Raw genomic sequence first — 15,496 nt, 5'->3', positions numbered from 1 at the left:
CTGTAAATCACCAATTTGCAAGCCGATACGCTCAGCCATTTGCATTTGTAAGTGAGTTAAAATGAGACGTTCGATAACCTGGGTGCGTAAGGCATCATCAGACGGTAATGTTTGATTCGCTGCTTTAGCATTGGCCTTAACAGTTGAAACCATGTTGGTTATTTCACTCTCAAGAATGATGCCATCATTAATTTGTACTGATACGCGATCTAATTGCGTTGGCGCTGCAATACTGGTGTTACTCATAGCTAGAGCTAGTAATGCAAAAATTATTTTTTTACTGTGTTTCATCCACAAAATCCTTGGCACATTCGATTCAATATAAACTGGCAATACATCGCCAAAATAAGGTTACTACTTCATACTCAACAGCATGTTTGTTGTTATTGGACTATGAGTTTGTCGCTAGGTTCAGCAATCTATCACAAAAGAATGCTAATTCCTTAAGTAAAGTGGCTTACGATAGTTAAATAAGCCTTCATTTAACATGTCGTCTACCCCTAACGGACCCGATCCGCCTAAGCCTTTAATGACAAAGTTTAGGTAAACACCGCTTTCAAACTCTTCACGTCCGTCAATGCTTTCTGATAAATCATCGTCGTAGTTGGTTTTTATACGATAATGATAACTCAAGCGCAATGCCCAGCAACATGACTCGTATTGTACCCCAGTATAAGTTTCAATATTACGAGATTCATTGAGGTCGTAATAGTAGTTACCGACAAAATATAAATCGTCACTAATAGGCCAAGATGTACGAACACCTGCTTGGGAAATATCAACCTGGTCATTGGTGTTGGTATTTAATAAGTCGGGAACAAAACGGTAGCTTAACTGCAATAATCGGTCACTACTTGGGCGGTAATCCAAAGTGACTTCATTCTTTTTGTTTTCACCCGTTTCAGTATCGTGTTGTATAGAGCCACTTACAAACCAATCGTTGTATAGTTGGGCATCTAATTCAGCCGCTAATACTGACGTTGATTGAGTTGTTTCTTCGTAAGTATTGTCAATACTGACTTTAGAGTTTTCTAAATACATGATTTGACCCACGCTAAACTTGAGTTTCTCGCGGTTAGTTTGATCAAACAAACGTGTGGTGAAACCTAAGGTAAACTGGTTAGCGTCAGCGACACGGTCTAAGCCTGAGTATTGGCGATCGCGGAACAAGCCATAATAGTCTTCTTGCAATTGTGCAGTGTCATAAATACCAATATTGGATTGATCTTCATAGCCAACGTAAAGATATTGAATTTGAGGTTCCAGGGTTTGACGGTATTGTTCATCAAACAATTGGGTTGCTCGCTCAAAATTCACCTGGCCATGTAAACGCGCTTGCGGGATCGTACGGCTTATACTGTCGTTTAATGTTGAGTCTTCGTCTATATTTTGCTGCCAATACTGAGTTTGCAGTAATTTAACTTCACTGGTAAATGAACCTGCTGGCCCTTGTATTGGCCAAATTAAGCTAGGCACTACATGTAAACGGGTTGCGGTATTATATTCATTATCTTGATGACGAAAATTGGTCAGTTCAGAGTTAAACTTAAAGTCGATAGTGTTAAAAATGTCTGCAGAACGGAAGTTAAAGTTTAACTGTGGCATCACTTGATATGGCTTTTCATCTTCGCCAAGTACTTTTATGTCCTGTACTCGCATATTAAAGTCCCAGTCACGTTCAAAATAACTGGCTTCACCGATCCGTGATAACTGGTTGTCAGTTGACTGATTGACGTCGGAATTTAAATCGTTGAAATAATTGTTATCAGACACGTCGGTATAGTCTGATCTCACTCGCCAGTTTTTGTTAACTGCGCCTTGATGGCTCCAGTGATACAAGTAGCGGTCAGCATTAGAGGTTAGCTTACTATCACTACCTAAATATTCGACATTGAACTGGCCATTTTGCTGTTCGCCAGCAAGATAGCGAAATTCTGTTTTGGTATATAACCCACGTGAGGACATGAAGTCCGGTGTGAATGTTAAATCAAATTCTGGCGCAATATTCCAATAATAAGGGGTACTGACTTCTACACCGTTAGTTGTGCTAGTGCTGAAATTAGGGAATAAAAAACCGGTTTTACGTTTGTCTGATATAGGTACTGTCATATAGGGAATATATAACACTGGGATGTCGGCAATGCGCAGTTTGGCATTCCAAATCTCACCCCATTCCTCTTTGCTATCAATTTTGATCATGTCAGCTTCGAGCAACCATGATTCATCACCAGGAGGACAGGTAGTGAAGTTGGTTTTTGTTAGCAGCAAATTATTGTCTGAAGTGATTTGTAGTTTTTCAGCATCGCCATGTACTTGTTGGCCATGCAGCCAATACTGTGCCCCTTTTAGGGTGGCGTTATTAGTGCTCATTTGCGCTTCTAACGTATCTGCTGTGACGGTAAATAGCTCATCTTTAAAGATAAGGTTACCTTCTGCATTTAAGCGTTGTTGCTTTTGATCTAATACTGCATTGTCAGCCGCAATATGGCGAAATCCTTGGCTGAAACTGACATCACCTGAAAACTCAGCTTGGTTATTGTAAGCAACGGCGGAGTGATCGCTAATGATAACAATTTGATCGTCTGATATGCCGGTTAATGCCGAACGGTCTTCGAATGAACGAGACACAGGCGGAGCAACAACGCATTGCAATGAAGGCGCTTCGGTCGTTGTCGGCTCATCGGCCAACACGATATTTGGGAGTAGGCATAGTGCCAGAAAATAACGGATCTGCATTGTTGTCAATAATTTATGAATTCTGATATCGGAAAGTTTTGGAGAGAAAAAGATACTCAGCTAAGTGAAACATTCCATTCTTTAGCTGTTTCCAAATGTTATGCTGTCTATAATAAAGCAATTTTTCGTTAAGAGCCATTGAGATGATTTTATCTGACCCAAGATTTGTCGCGTTAAGTAACTGGTTATACCAATATTTTGGCGATAACGTTGCCATTAACTTAATTTGTGGTGATGCCAGTTTTCGACGCTATTTTCGTCTTCATCATCAAGGTATTGGCTATATTGTTTCTGATTCACCTATTGACTTAGTGCCTATTGCGCCATTTGTGGCAATGGCTAAGGCTTATCAGCATGCTGGTTTGCTGGTACCTGAAGTGCTTGCAACCTGCGATGACTATGGTTTTGTATTACAAACCGATGTGGGTGAATTACAACTGTTGTCGGTGCTCAATAAAGACAATGTGACCGACTATTATCAGCAAGCATTAAACTTATTGCCGGTCATTGCCACGGTAACAGAAACTGAAAATGGACCGTTAGCAGATTACGATGATGCTTTTGTGACAAGAGAACTTGCTATTTTTGTCGATTGGTTATTAAAAGAGCATTTAGATTACGCATTGACGGACAATGAGCTGCAAATGATTGCGGCAACGTTTACAGCCTTAACAGACAATGTACTTGCACAACCTAAAGTGGGTATGCATCGTGATTACCATAGCCGTAATTTACTGATAAATGATCAAGCGTTAGCGGTGATCGACTTTCAAGATGCTGTGCTTGGGCCAGTAACTTATGATGCAGTATCCTTGCTGCGAGATTGTTACGTGCGTTGGCCTGACGATATCGTCAACAATTTAATGAGATATCATTATCAGCTTGCTATCGAGCATCAATTGATGAATGCAAATATTGATTTTTCAACCTATAAACAGTGGTTTGATTTAATGGGATTACAACGTCATATCAAAGCTGCGGGAATTTTTGCGCGGTTATATCATCGTGACGGTAAGCGCGGTTATTTGGCTGATATTCCATTAACCTTGCAGTATGTCGCTGATATTGGGATGCAATATCCTCGCATTGACGATTTCAGCCTATGGATCCGCAAGGTGATTTTACCGTTAGTAAACCATAAAAATACTAATGAGGCGGTAAGCCAAATATGAAAGCAATGATTCTAGCCGCAGGGCGAGGGGAGCGTTTACGCCCATTAACGGACTCCTTACCAAAACCATTAGTGAGCGTAGCAGGTAAGCCTTTAATTGAATATCACTTAGAAAAACTCGCGTTAATTGGCGTGACTGAGGTAGTGATTAATCAAGCTTGGTTAGGACATAAATTACCTAAAATGCTAGGCGATGGTAGTCGTTGGGGTTTGCAGATTAACTACAGCGAAGAAACCACGGCGTTAGAAACCGCTGGGGGTATCAAGCAAGCATTACCTTGGTTGGGGCTCGAACCTTTTTTGGTGATCAATGGTGATATTTTTATCGATCACTTGCCCGACATCAGCTTGGCTTATCAACGCGTTTGCCAAGGTGAAGCACAAGCTTTTTTGTGGTTAGTGGATAATCCAGAACATCATCCACAGGGCGATTTTGCTATTGATACCCAAGGTCAATTAACCTTGAGCGATGAACAAAGGTTAACGTTTGCTGGACTGGGGATTTATCATCCTCAATTATTTAGCCCGTTGCCTGAAGGTAAACAGGCTTTGGGGCCTTTGCTTAAACAAGCCATTGGCCAGCAACTAATACAAGGTGAGCATTTTGGTGCTTATTGGTGCGATGTCGGCACACTTGAGCGCCTCGATAAATTACAGCGCCGATTAGTTGATATAGAGACTCAGTTACCGCTTTAAGCTAGGCCTTTTATGATGGCTAGCTGTTTATTAATTATTAACCGTAGTGGAAAACAACATGCGAATTTGGGGTAAAGTTTTTGGGTTTATCATTGGGTATATGTTCGGGCGCTTTTTTGGTGCCATTTTAGGATTATGGTTAGGCCATGCTTTTGACAAGCGCCAAGGGCTAAGCACGATAATGCGCAAAGGCAGTGAACGTCAGGCGATGTTTTTTAACTCGACATTTGCCGTAATGGGCCATGTTGCTAAAGCGTCTGGACGAGTGACTGAAACCGATATTCGTATTGCCACCATGTTAATGGATCAAATGAAGTTGTCTGGGCAGTCACGTGTCGATGCGCAAACGGCTTTTCGTCAAGGTCGCCAAGCTGATTTTGATTTGATAAAGCAGTTAGAACTGTTTCGACAAGCCACTCAAGGGCGGGTCGAGTTAGCGCAAATGTTCTTAGAAATCCAAATTCAAACTGCCTTGGCCGATGGTGAGTTACACGACAATGAAAAACAAATATTGTCTGTTATTGCTACTAAGCTTGGTCTTGCAGCACAACTAGATGCTTTATTGGCGCGTTGGCAGGCTGAGTTTAGTCATCATCAGTCGCCCCAAGGCAATAAAATGCCGCTTTCAGATGCCTATGTGCTACTAGGTGTGCAAGAATCCGCTAGCGATCAAGACGTAAAACGAACTTACCGTAAGTTGATGAATGAACATCATCCAGACAAGCTTGTGGCTAAAGGCTTACCTGAAGAGATGATGGAATTGGCCAACACCAAAGCACAAGATATTCAAGCCGCTTACGAGCGAATTAAAACCTCTAGGGGAATGCGTTAGCGCAAGCCGATAACGTAGTTGTTGTAAACAATGGAATGGGGCAATAGATGAAAATAGTGGTATTAGATGGTTTTACACTTAATCCTGGTGATTTGAGTTGGCAAGCGCTTGAGGCGTTAGGCCAGTGCGATATTTACGACCATACCACACTTGACCAAATCGTCAGTCGATGCCAAGGCGCGCAAATCGTACTGACCAATAAAACGCTATTGAGTGCCGCGACCTTAAAGCAACTGCCCGCATTAAGCTATATTGGTGTTCTTGCCACCGGAACTAATGTGGTCGATGTTGATGCCGCAACAGCGCAAGGAATTGTTGTAACCAACATTCCAGCTTATGGCCCTGATGCTGTAGCACAAATGGTGTTTGCCCATATTTTACATCATAAACAGCAAGTTGCCTTACATGACCAAGCCGTAAAACAAGGTCAGTGGGTCACGCAACGAGATTTTTGTTTTACCTTATCGCCATTAACCTCATTAAAAGGCCTCACTCTAGGTGTGGTAGGTTATGGTGATATTGGCCAACAGGTTGCTCATTTAGGGACCGCGTTTGGTATGAAAGTGTTGATTACCAGTGCTAAACCTAAAATCAATTTACCTGATGCTATTCAGTGGTGTGAACGCGACGCTTTGCTTCAACAAGCCGATATTATTTCGCTGCATTGTCCGTTAAGTGCCGCAACCAAATACATGATCAATAACGACAGTTTACGCTTACTTAAGCCCAGTTGTTTATTAGTGAATACCGCCCGTGGCGACTTGATTAATGAAACCGATTTAGCGCAGTGGTTAAATAATGGTAACGGCTTTGCGGCGGTTGATGTGTTATCGACAGAGCCACCCAGTAGCAATAACCCACTACTTAGTGCTGCCAACATTACTATTACGCCGCATATTGCATGGGCGACATTACAAGCTAGGCAAAAACTTCTCAATATTGCGGTTGAAAATGTACGCCAGTTTCAACAAGGTAAAATGTTGAATCGAATTAACGGCTAAAAACGAACACTCATCACTCACTTTGAATGTGTTGAGTGTAAAAATTTAGTGTTCAGCATTGAGCCCTGAACTGGATCTGCAAATGTCATTCTGGAAAATCTTGTTTGATTTTGTCGATAAAGAACGTACAAGATCTGATAACGTGCGTTATGACACTCATGCACTGCAATTTGAAATTGAATCGAATATTTATTTTATTGTGGATGGCTTGGTGCAAAATTCAGTGCTGCCGACATTATCAAGGGGCTAGAAACTCAAGCGTTTGATAAAGCGATGTTGTCGGGATTAAATATTCGTCAGGCTAAGTTAGCGCCGCGCACTATTGATGGCTATAAAGAGTTTGATAAATACTTAGGCCATCAAAGCGATGTGTTAGTTAGCAATCTATACATGAAAATAGCTGTGCTGTGCAAATTGATTAACGCGGGTAAAGTTGAGTAAGATCGTAAGCTTAAGGCGCTGTTTCGATTATTGATGTTAGTGCACTTTCATTTAGCGGATAAACCTCTACCTAAACCAATGCCTAAAGCAAAAAACTAAGCCGCAGATATTCCACGGCTTAGTTCATCATTAAGTTAGACGTTAAAATAATATCCAGTGACGTTAAAATAGTACCTTGATATGACTGGCAACGGTTTTCGCTTTTTCGACCGCTTGTTCTACCGAGTTATCGCGGGCTAGCGCTACACCTAAGCGCCGGCGGCCATCAATGTCTGGTTTACCAAATAAGCGTAATTGGGTATCGGTGGGCGCTAAGGCTGCCGCCATACCTTGGTAACGGATATTGGTGGATGTGCCTTCAGCAAGGATCACGGCAGAAGCACTGGGACCATGCTGCACAATATTGCTTATCGGTAAGCCTAAAATTGCACGAACATGCAAGGCAAATTCAGATAAATCCTGGCTGATTAAAGTCACTAAACCTGTATCGTGTGGCCTTGGCGACACTTCAGAAAAATACACTTCATCACCACGAATAAATAGCTCAACACCAAAGAGTCCATACCCACCTAATGCCTCAACAACTCGTTGGCTTATGGCTTGTGCCTTGTGTAATATCTCCGCCGACATCGCCTGCGGTTGCCATGATTCACGATAATCGCCATCTTCTTGTCTATGGCCAATTGGGTCGCAAAAGTGAATGCCATTTATGGCGCTAATCGTCAGTAAGGTAATTTCGTAATCAAACGGAATAAAGGCTTCAACAATCACTCGGCCTTGGCCAGCTCGGCCACCTTCTTGGGCGAAAGCCCATGCTTGCTGAATGGTTTGTGCTGACTTAATAACACTCTGGCCTTTACCAGACGAACTCATCACAGGCTTAACCACACATGGAATACCAATGTCGGTAACCGCCTGTTCAAATTCCGCTAGGGTGTCACAGAAAAAGTACTTTGATGTTGGTATCGCTAAGGTCTCTGCCGCAAGTCGGCGTATGCCCTCACGGTCCATAGTGAGTTTGGCTGCGTTAGCTGTTGGCACCACATGTAAACCTTGCTGTTCTAGTTCCACTAACGTTTGGGTGGCAATAGCTTCAATCTCTGGGATCACTAAATCTGGCTGTTCAAGCTCGATAACCGCTTTTAATGCCTTTGCATCCAGCATGTTAATCACATGAAAACGATGAGCAATTTGCATTGCAGGGGCATTGGGGTAACGATCAACCCCGATGACTTCAATTCCGTAACGTTGTAGCTCAATGGCCACTTCTTTGCCGAGTTCACCGCAACCCAATAGCATCGCCTTAATGGTGCCAGAAGTGTTTGCTGTGCCAAATATAGTAGGAATAGACATGGTAATTTACAGCCTCTGTGTAGGGATATTCTTATATACCGAACAGTGTAACGAGGTGAGGTATTAAAAATCCAATATAAAATGCACTAATTGGCTAAAAACGCCTGTATTTCGAGATTTTTTGTGATGAAAGATTGTATTTAATTACGATAAGTCTAGATGTATCGGTGTGTAGAAGTGTAGTTGTTGAAAAACCAAGTGTGAGTGGGTAAGTGTCATAACACTATAGTGTTGAATTAGAGGGTGCTGACTCAAAAGAGTAAGTTAAAAAAGCCAACATTATTGGATTAATGTTGGCTAGATTCTATTTGAATTTGGCGTTAACTAAGGTTTAACGAGTAACTCAGCCGCGGTTAAAATTAACTCTGGGGCAGGGCGAACCTTGTAGTTTGGATTCACATATTGAAAGTGAATTAGGCCGCTTTTATCTGCCAAATAGACTGCTGGCACGGGTAACACTAAACGTTTTTCACCCGCTGGGGTGGTAAACAGTTCATTGGTTACCGCTAAACTGGCGGTATATTTTTTAGTGATATCTGCACTGGTGTAATAGGCTAAACCAAATGCTTGCGATGCTGCCATTGAGGTGTCTGACAGTAATAAATAATCGAGTTCTTGCTTATTCATCGACGCACGCATTTTTTCTGGAGTATCAGGTGATATTCCTACTAATTGAAACCCCATCTCAATCAGTTTCGGTTCAATTGCTTTTAACTGACCCATTTGCGAATTACAAAATGGACACCAACCGCCACGGTAAAAGAAGAATATAGTCGGCTTTTGGGCCACAAGCTTACTGAGTTCAACCGCTTTACCATCCACATCTTGCAACGTAATGGCTGGGATTTGGTGGCCATTGAGCAGTGGCATGACATTGTTCTCGTCACTGGCAATAGGTTTAGCCACACTGGCTAAGCTGGTTAACGTAAGTGCGCTGGCAATAAGTAGAGTTTTTAACATGGTATGTCCTTGTGTTGTTATATCCTGATATGCACTTTTCACAGTAAAGCATGCAATCGGTAAAATAGACCCGCTGTTGGTAGAATTAGTTTCATTTAAACGCAAAAAAGGCGCCTAAGCGCCTTTTTCAATTACCGTTTATTGTTTCTAACGGGGTTATTTAATCTTTTTGTATTTAACAGTGCTGCTAACTTTACCTACTTTAACACGACGTCCGTCCATGTTTTTCTCAGCAATCATCTGGGCGCCAGCGTTATCACCACGTTGTTGTTTTTTAGCAAAACTACGACGCTTTTCAATTTGCTTAAGCAGTACTTCACGGCTACCGACTTCATAACCTGGTACTGTCACTCGGCGAATTGGCTGACCGATTAGCTTTTCAATATCTGCTAGGGTGCGTTCTTCTTCGCGGCTCACAAACGAAATTGCCACACCGGTTTTACCTGCACGACCAGTACGGCCAATACGGTGCACGTAATCTTCGGCTAAAAACGGTAAATCATAGTTAACAACGTATTCAAGATTTTTAATATCAAGACCACGAGCGGCGACTTCGGTAGCCACTAACACGCGAATTTTACCTTCAACAAATTCACGTAAAGCACGACGTCGGCTGCCTTGGGCTTTCTCGCCATGAACCACGCCCGATGGAATACCATCTAAGTTAAGCTCTTTAACCAATTTGTCTGCAGCGTCACGAGTCGCGGTGAACACCAACACTTGTTGCCAGTTTTTGGTACCAATAAGTTCAGATATTAATTCACGCTTACGGCGCTGCTCTACTGGGTATACCACCTGACTAACGGTGTCGGCAGTGGTGTTTTGTTTATCAGCAGTAATCACTTTAGGCTTTTCAAGCATGTCATTCGCCAGCTTTTTAACCTCAGAAGAGAAGGTCGCAGAGAACAACATGTTTTGACGCTTTTTGTTTACTGCTTGGAGAATCTTTTTAATGTCAGCACTAAAGCCCATATCCAGCATACGGTCGGCTTCATCGAGTACTAAAAACTCAACATTCGACAAACTTAAGTTACACGCCACAATGTGTTCAAGTAAACGACCTGGTGTTGCAACAATAACATCAGCACCGCGTTTAAGTTTTTGTGATTGGGTTTCTATTTTAACGCCACCATAAATGGTTAATACCGTTAAATTAAGGTACTTACTGTAAGCGCTAATATTGTCTGCAACCTGTGCTGCAAGCTCACGAGTTGGAGTCAGAATTAAGGTGCGAGTGTTAGACGGCATCGTCTCTTTTGGGTTATCACACATTCTTTGTAATATAGGCAGTGCAAATGCGGCTGTTTTGCCGGTACCGGTTTGAGCGCTTGCTAGGACATCTTCACCACGACGGATCGCTGGGATCGCTTGTTGTTGAATTGGCGTCATAGATTGATAACCGCACTCAGCGATCGCGCGTAATATTTCTGGGGCGAAGCTAAAAGATTCGAATTTCATGGTGCGGTTCCTGTATGTACATCAAAACAAAGCGATTTAGTTGTAGCAAGCTAAGTTAGCTCCACAAGGTCAATCTAGAATATTTGGGCCGATAGCCATTACTAATGGCAGATCTCATGCTTAACTGGGTTGATTAACGTCTTAAGATAGTTGAAAAACGTTAAGCTTGAATGATACACCCAATTGAGTGCCATCGATAAGCGGCCGCGGAGTATAACAAACTTTTGTTTAAATCCTGAACTTTATCTGTGTCTAACGATAAGATTTTTTAGCGGAGAATTGTTTAGATGATATGGCGTGATAGCAATGGCATTTACAGCCTGTAAAGTTTTGGACTGTTAACTCGTTTTTGGGCCAAAGTGTATTTAAGATATGGCCGCAAGCCATAGTTTAACCATACCACCACCTGTCATTATCTTCTTATTACCGCCTTGCCCTCCAAATCTGTAAGGGTGAACAAGGTAAGTGCACTGTCCTGCGCGTTAGCCATAGCCATATGATCAGCAAATTAGCGACCATCATCGGCGGTTATTGTGTGCAATTGTCGGTTACATGACAAACTTCAAGTCGCAATTGTTCATATATTAGTTTGCAACTAGGGGTAGTCATAATAGTAACTCCTGAACATTCTCAATAATAAAAAGTAAATATGAGGTGAATAATGAGCAACGCTGAAAATAACAATAAAAATGCATACGGCACCAACACACTTGACCCAGCGATCAGATCGCGTTTTGTTGATAACAATAACGGTTTAAATGTTCACATTCTGGAAGCTGGATTTGAGGACGAAAATAGACCGCTAGTAATACTACTACATGGACATCCTGAGTTGGCATATAGTTGGAGAAAACAACTTGTACCTTTAGCGGAACAAGGCTTTCATGTTATTGCGCCTGACATGCGTGGCAGTGGCAGAACAACAGGTTGGGAAGCTGGCTTTGACTGCAATCTTGAGCCATTCAGTTTATATAACAATGTACAAGACATGATTGGTTTGGTGTATGCGCTAGGCTATAAATCGGTAGCAGCCGTTGCAGGACACGATTTTGGCTCACCAGCCGCTGCCTTATGCAGTTTTATTCGTCCTGACATGTTTAAATCTTTGATTATTATGAGTACACCTTGGCCCGGAACACCACAGTTTCCTTTTAACACGGCTAACTTACCTAAAGATGCGACAAGTTATGACCCAACGTTAACGCAAAGTATGGAGGCGCAACTAGGCTCACTTAACCCGCCACGTAAACATTATCAAATGTATTTTGCTACTGACTACGCCAACGAAGAAATCATGAATGCACCACAAGGTGTTCACGACTTTATGCGTGCATACAATCACGCCAAAAGTGGTGACTGGACAGAAAATAATCCACATCCATTGCAAGCGAAAACCTTAGAAGAATTTTCAAAAATCCCAAAATATTATGTGATGGATTTAGACAAAACGATGCCACAGCAGGTAATGGAATTTATGCCAACGCAAGCGCAAATAGATGCTTGCGAATGGCTACCAGACAACGAACTTGCTGTGTTCTCGACAGAATTTACGCGTACACAATTTCAAGGAACGATGAACTCGTATCGGTGTGCGACCAACCCAAAATTTTTCCATGCAATAAAAACCTTTAGTGGTAAAGGTATTGATGTTCCTGTGGCATTTATTGCTGGAGCTAAAGATTGGGGACCTTATCAAAGCTATGGCAATTTTGAAGCAATGAAAGCGAATATTACCCAATTGGAGATTCATTTTGTTGATGGAGCAGGCCATTGGGTTCAGCAAGAAAAGCCTGACGAAGTGAACAGAATAATGATTGAGTTTCTTAAAGATAAAAAATAACGGAACAGACATATCGCATTACAAGCAGATCGTAACGTTTGCAATGCCAGTTTGATCGTTTGTTATTCCTAGTTCAGGTTATTTATCTTGGAGAAAACAATGAGCATGTATGACGTCGTTCCCGTTTCAACAAACGATTACAAAAAATTAGCTCAAAAGCGCTTACCTAACTTCTTATTCGATTATATTGAAGGCGGTGCAAATGCAGAACAAACCCTGCGTTCCAATGTCGCTGACTTTGATAAATACACCCTAAAACAAAGAGTGATGCGAGACGTATCAAAGATAGACACATCTACAACACTGTTTGGAGAATACCTTTCAATGCCTTTGGCACTCGCCCCTGTGGGTATGGCAGGTCTTTTTGCTAGGCGAGGCGAAGTCATGGCAGCAAAAGCCGCTGAAAATAACGCTATTCCGTTTACGCTTTCTACTGTTGCAATCTGTTCCGCTGAAGAAATACACGCAGCCACCAAACAGCCATTTTGGTTTCAGTTATACATGTTGCGTGATAGAGGGTTAGTGTTAGACATCCTTAATCGTGCAGCGCTATCAGGTTGCAATACGCTAGTGTTTACGGTTGACCTTGCATTGCCGGGTATGCGTTTACGGGATTATCGTAACGGTATGCTAGGTAACACTGTAAAAGGAAAGATATCTTATTTAACCCAGTTGCTTACACGGCCTGGCTGGTTGTTTGATATTGGTGTGATGGGTAAGCCGCACAGCTTAGGAAATCTAACGCATCAGGTAAAAAGTGCCAATGATCTTAATCGATATAAAGCATTTGTTGAAAGTCAGTTCGACCCAAGTGCAACATGGAAGGATATTGCTTGGCTTCGACAAAACTGGCACGGTAATATTATTATTAAGGGCATTATGGATGTTAACGATGCCAAAGCCGCGATAGATTCGGGTGCCGATGGAATTGTTATTTCTAATCATGGCGGCCGTCAATTAGACGGGGTTTCGTCGACCATTAATAAATTACCCAGCATTGCAAACGCCGTGGCCGGTCAAACATCAATTCTTCTTGATGGTGGTATTCGTAATGGTGTTGATGTCATCAAGGCCATCGCGTTAGGTGCAAATAGTGTGTTAATTGGTCGGCCTTGGGTTTATGCAATGGCTGCTCAAGGTGACGCGGGGATCAACTCATTATTGTCGCTATTTCAACAAGAAATTACTTCAACCATGGGATTAATGGGGGTGAATAACATTAAAGATATTAATATCGATTTAATTGAGCAATTTAACTCACATTTAGATTCTGTTGTCCCTACGGTTGGCCACAGCGCCATCCATTGTGGAGAAAACTGATAATGATGAAAAAAGGGATTTACCCCGTTGTTCATACGCCGTTAGACGAAAATGAAAACCTTGATTTGCAAGGCCTAAAAGCCTGCTTGGAGTATTACAATCAATCAGATATTCCTGGTGTTACCTTACTGGGGAGTGGCGGCGAGTTACCCTATTTATCTGATAGTGAGCAATATGCTGTTATTGAGTCAGCGTATCATTACCTAAATCACAATAAAGTGATTATCGCGGGCATTCACGCGCACAGTAGTAAGCAAGCAATAGATAAAATAACCTCATACACGCCTTATGTTGATTATGTTTTACTGTTGCTATCGGATTACTATCACAGCTCTTTCGCTGAATATTTACACGCGCTTAAACAAATTGCACAACACGCTTCAAAGCCGATACTGTTTTATTATTTTCCTCAAATAACGGGTCGATTTTTTAGTGTTAAACAACTTGTTGCCATTCTCGACATCGATAACATTATTGGGATAAAAGATAGCTCATTGCATATACCAACGGCTAGAGGTGTATTGTCCTGCTTACCTGAAACACTGTATTTTAGCGGATTAAGCTTAGCGTTGGAGCCCGTTATAAAGATGGGCGCGGCTGGTGCTATTTGTCCTATTGCTTCGGTATCTCCTCAGCAAGCACAAGATTACTACAATGCTATTGAATATAATGTTGCTGGTATTAAAAAATGCAGAGATAAACTTATAGATGTTTTGCCGATTATTAATTCGTTGCAGCTAGCTGGCAACACCCAATATTGGGTGTTGAAATTGCTCACTTCTTTCCCGGTGCCACTGGTAAAAAATGTGTCGAGTTCACACGCTAAAATTAAACACGCTTTAAACGTAATGGGGATACCCATTAATACAAAGGTTAGAACTCCCTTGCCGAGTTTAACAAGCGAAGAAGCTGAGCAGGTGACTAGCATTGTTAATGGTTTACAGGCAAAACAGTACCGCAATTAATTGCTAGCATAATATTCTTTTTCGAGGGCTTGAAGGTTATTAATTACCATCTTCCCGTATTGAATGGTGAGTAGCCCGTCACGCTCCATTTGCTTTAGCTCTTTACTGACATTTTGCCTAGAGGCGCCGACCATTCTTGCCAGTTCATCGTGAGAGATGTCAACAGACAGAGCGTTATCAACGGTTGGCGTAGCGCTTAAACTGACCACTATTCGATGTAGACATCGAAAAAGTCTTTGCCGTAGAGGCAAAGTAAGGTTATCGGTATTAATTTCAAATGCCATTCTCATTCGATGACTAAACATGACAATAAGTTGAGCGTTAATCTCAGGATGTTTGATACATAACTGAGAAAAGTACTTTTTATTTAACACCTTAACAAGAGAAACTCCCACAGAGTAAGTATTGGTCGCTCTGGTTAAACCATCCAGTAACCCTTGCTCGCCAAACGTCTCTCCCGAAAGCAATGTACTGATAACCACTTCTTTTCCGTCATGGCTGTACATATTGCATTTAATTTTACCCGTTATTATCTGATAGAGTTCGTTAGACTCTTCTCCGATATGAAATAACGCTTCACCGTCAGACAATGTTCGTTCGGTCATCAAGTTAAATATTTCATTTTGTACACCTTTAGGAAGACTGTCTAACCAATTGTAAAATTTAAGAGTTTTCAGGATAGTACCCACAAAAAATGCTTTAACTTTTAATCTAACATAATTA

At 41.8% G+C, this 15,496-nt stretch carries 14 protein-coding genes and 1 pseudogene; 9 read left to right on the top strand and 6 right to left on the bottom strand.

Translation table 11 applies throughout. The features are described 5' to 3' along the window. Both H5202_RS00625 and lptD read right to left on the bottom strand, forming a co-directional pair. A pseudogene (locus tag H5202_RS00625) lies at positions 1-291 on the bottom strand (peptidylprolyl isomerase SurA); the annotation flags it as partial. Between the two features lie 144 nt (positions 292-435). Beyond that, on the bottom strand, positions 436-2,736 hold the full coding sequence (gene lptD / locus H5202_RS00620) for an LPS assembly protein LptD (protein ID WP_182770037.1): 2,301 nt from the start codon (positions 2,734-2,736) through the stop codon (positions 436-438). Between the two features lie 143 nt (positions 2,737-2,879). Between lptD and H5202_RS00615 the strand changes: the two genes are divergently transcribed. The 6 genes from H5202_RS00615 (at position 2,880) to H5202_RS00590 (ending at position 6,877) form a co-directional block, all read left to right on the top strand. Further along, positions 2,880-3,908, top strand: a complete 1,029-nt coding sequence (locus H5202_RS00615; RefSeq protein WP_182770036.1) for an aminoglycoside phosphotransferase family protein — start codon at positions 2,880-2,882, stop codon at positions 3,906-3,908. Further along, complete coding sequence (gene murU / locus H5202_RS00610) at positions 3,905-4,603, top strand: N-acetylmuramate alpha-1-phosphate uridylyltransferase MurU (RefSeq protein ID WP_182770035.1); 699 nt, start codon at positions 3,905-3,907, stop codon at positions 4,601-4,603. Before H5202_RS00615 ends, murU begins: the two co-directional genes overlap by 4 nt. Before the next feature lie 58 nt (positions 4,604-4,661). Then, a complete protein-coding gene (djlA, locus tag H5202_RS00605) occupies positions 4,662-5,435 on the top strand; it encodes a co-chaperone DjlA (protein WP_182770034.1) in 774 nt (257 codons plus the stop codon). A gap of 47 nt (positions 5,436-5,482) precedes the next feature. Beyond that, positions 5,483-6,436, top strand: coding sequence for a D-2-hydroxyacid dehydrogenase (locus H5202_RS00600; RefSeq protein ID WP_182770033.1), 954 nt, complete (start codon positions 5,483-5,485; stop codon positions 6,434-6,436). A gap of 82 nt (positions 6,437-6,518) precedes the next feature. Then, positions 6,519-6,686, top strand: coding sequence for a hypothetical protein (locus H5202_RS00595; RefSeq protein ID WP_182770032.1), 168 nt, complete (start codon positions 6,519-6,521; stop codon positions 6,684-6,686). Positions 6,687-6,709: 23 nt separating this feature from the next. Further along, a complete protein-coding gene (locus H5202_RS00590) occupies positions 6,710-6,877 on the top strand; it encodes a hypothetical protein (RefSeq protein WP_182770031.1) in 168 nt (55 codons plus the stop codon). A gap of 162 nt (positions 6,878-7,039) precedes the next feature. Here the strand turns inward: H5202_RS00590 and purT are convergent, their stop codons facing one another. The 3 genes from purT to H5202_RS00575 all read right to left on the bottom strand — a co-directional run bounded on the left by purT (position 7,040) and on the right by H5202_RS00575 (position 10,648). Continuing rightward, the gene (gene purT, locus H5202_RS00585; RefSeq protein WP_443019287.1) at positions 7,040-8,215 is read right to left on the bottom strand and encodes a formate-dependent phosphoribosylglycinamide formyltransferase; all 1,176 of its coding nucleotides are present in this window, start codon (positions 8,213-8,215) and stop codon (positions 7,040-7,042) included. A gap of 339 nt (positions 8,216-8,554) precedes the next feature. Further along, positions 8,555-9,190: a peroxiredoxin-like family protein gene (locus tag H5202_RS00580; RefSeq protein ID WP_182770029.1), complete on the bottom strand. Its 636-nt coding sequence runs from the start codon at positions 9,188-9,190 to the stop codon at positions 8,555-8,557. A 156-nt stretch (positions 9,191-9,346) separates the two neighbouring features. Continuing rightward, complete coding sequence (locus H5202_RS00575) at positions 9,347-10,648, bottom strand: DEAD/DEAH box helicase (protein ID WP_182770028.1); 1,302 nt, start codon at positions 10,646-10,648, stop codon at positions 9,347-9,349. 661 nt (positions 10,649-11,309) lie between these two features. On the opposite strand from H5202_RS00575, the gene H5202_RS00570 reads away from it, so the two are divergent. The 3 genes from H5202_RS00570 (at position 11,310) to H5202_RS00560 (ending at position 14,773) form a co-directional block, all read left to right on the top strand. Further along, on the top strand, positions 11,310-12,488 hold the full coding sequence (locus tag H5202_RS00570) for an alpha/beta fold hydrolase (protein ID WP_182770027.1): 1,179 nt from the start codon (positions 11,310-11,312) through the stop codon (positions 12,486-12,488). A gap of 99 nt (positions 12,489-12,587) precedes the next feature. Beyond that, positions 12,588-13,808, top strand: coding sequence for an L-lactate dehydrogenase (locus H5202_RS00565; protein ID WP_182770026.1), 1,221 nt, complete (start codon positions 12,588-12,590; stop codon positions 13,806-13,808). Between the two features lie 2 nt (positions 13,809-13,810). Beyond that, a complete protein-coding gene (locus H5202_RS00560) occupies positions 13,811-14,773 on the top strand; it encodes a dihydrodipicolinate synthase family protein (protein ID WP_182770025.1) in 963 nt (320 codons plus the stop codon). Here H5202_RS00560 and H5202_RS00555 read toward each other — a convergent pair. Further along, positions 14,770-15,462: a cyclic nucleotide-binding domain-containing protein gene (locus H5202_RS00555; RefSeq protein WP_182770024.1), complete on the bottom strand. Its 693-nt coding sequence runs from the start codon at positions 15,460-15,462 to the stop codon at positions 14,770-14,772. The two genes, H5202_RS00560 and H5202_RS00555, sit on opposite strands and share 4 nt — an antisense overlap. Positions 15,463-15,496 lie beyond the last annotated feature (34 nt).

The sequence above is a fragment of the Shewanella sp. SG41-4 genome (assembly GCF_014164505.1).
In the GTDB taxonomy this organism is placed as follows: domain Bacteria; phylum Pseudomonadota; class Gammaproteobacteria; order Enterobacterales; family Shewanellaceae; genus Shewanella.
This window is presented reverse-complemented; position numbering and strand designations above follow the sequence as displayed.

Excerpts from the sequence above, each read along its gene's own strand:
- H5202_RS00600 (WP_182770033.1), top strand. The coding sequence starts at position 5,483 with ATGAAAATAGTGGTATTAGATGGTTTTACACTTAATCCTGGTGATTTG.
- H5202_RS00570 (WP_182770027.1), top strand. The coding sequence starts at position 11,310 with ATGAGCAACGCTGAAAATAACAATAAAAATGCATACGGCACCAACACA.
- H5202_RS00595 (WP_182770032.1), top strand. The coding sequence starts at position 6,519 with ATGTCATTCTGGAAAATCTTGTTTGATTTTGTCGATAAAGAACGTACA.
- murU (WP_182770035.1), top strand. The coding sequence starts at position 3,905 with ATGAAAGCAATGATTCTAGCCGCAGGGCGAGGGGAGCGTTTACGCCCA.
- H5202_RS00575 (WP_182770028.1), bottom strand. The coding sequence starts at position 10,648 with ATGAAATTCGAATCTTTTAGCTTCGCCCCAGAAATATTACGCGCGATC.
- djlA (WP_182770034.1), top strand. The coding sequence starts at position 4,662 with ATGCGAATTTGGGGTAAAGTTTTTGGGTTTATCATTGGGTATATGTTC.
- H5202_RS00590 (WP_182770031.1), top strand. The coding sequence starts at position 6,710 with ATGTTGTCGGGATTAAATATTCGTCAGGCTAAGTTAGCGCCGCGCACT.
- H5202_RS00580 (WP_182770029.1), bottom strand. The coding sequence starts at position 9,190 with ATGTTAAAAACTCTACTTATTGCCAGCGCACTTACGTTAACCAGCTTA.
- lptD (WP_182770037.1), bottom strand. The coding sequence starts at position 2,736 with ATGCAGATCCGTTATTTTCTGGCACTATGCCTACTCCCAAATATCGTG.
- H5202_RS00560 (WP_182770025.1), top strand. The coding sequence starts at position 13,811 with ATGATGAAAAAAGGGATTTACCCCGTTGTTCATACGCCGTTAGACGAA.
- H5202_RS00565 (WP_182770026.1), top strand. The coding sequence starts at position 12,588 with ATGAGCATGTATGACGTCGTTCCCGTTTCAACAAACGATTACAAAAAA.
- H5202_RS00615 (WP_182770036.1), top strand. The coding sequence starts at position 2,880 with ATGATTTTATCTGACCCAAGATTTGTCGCGTTAAGTAACTGGTTATAC.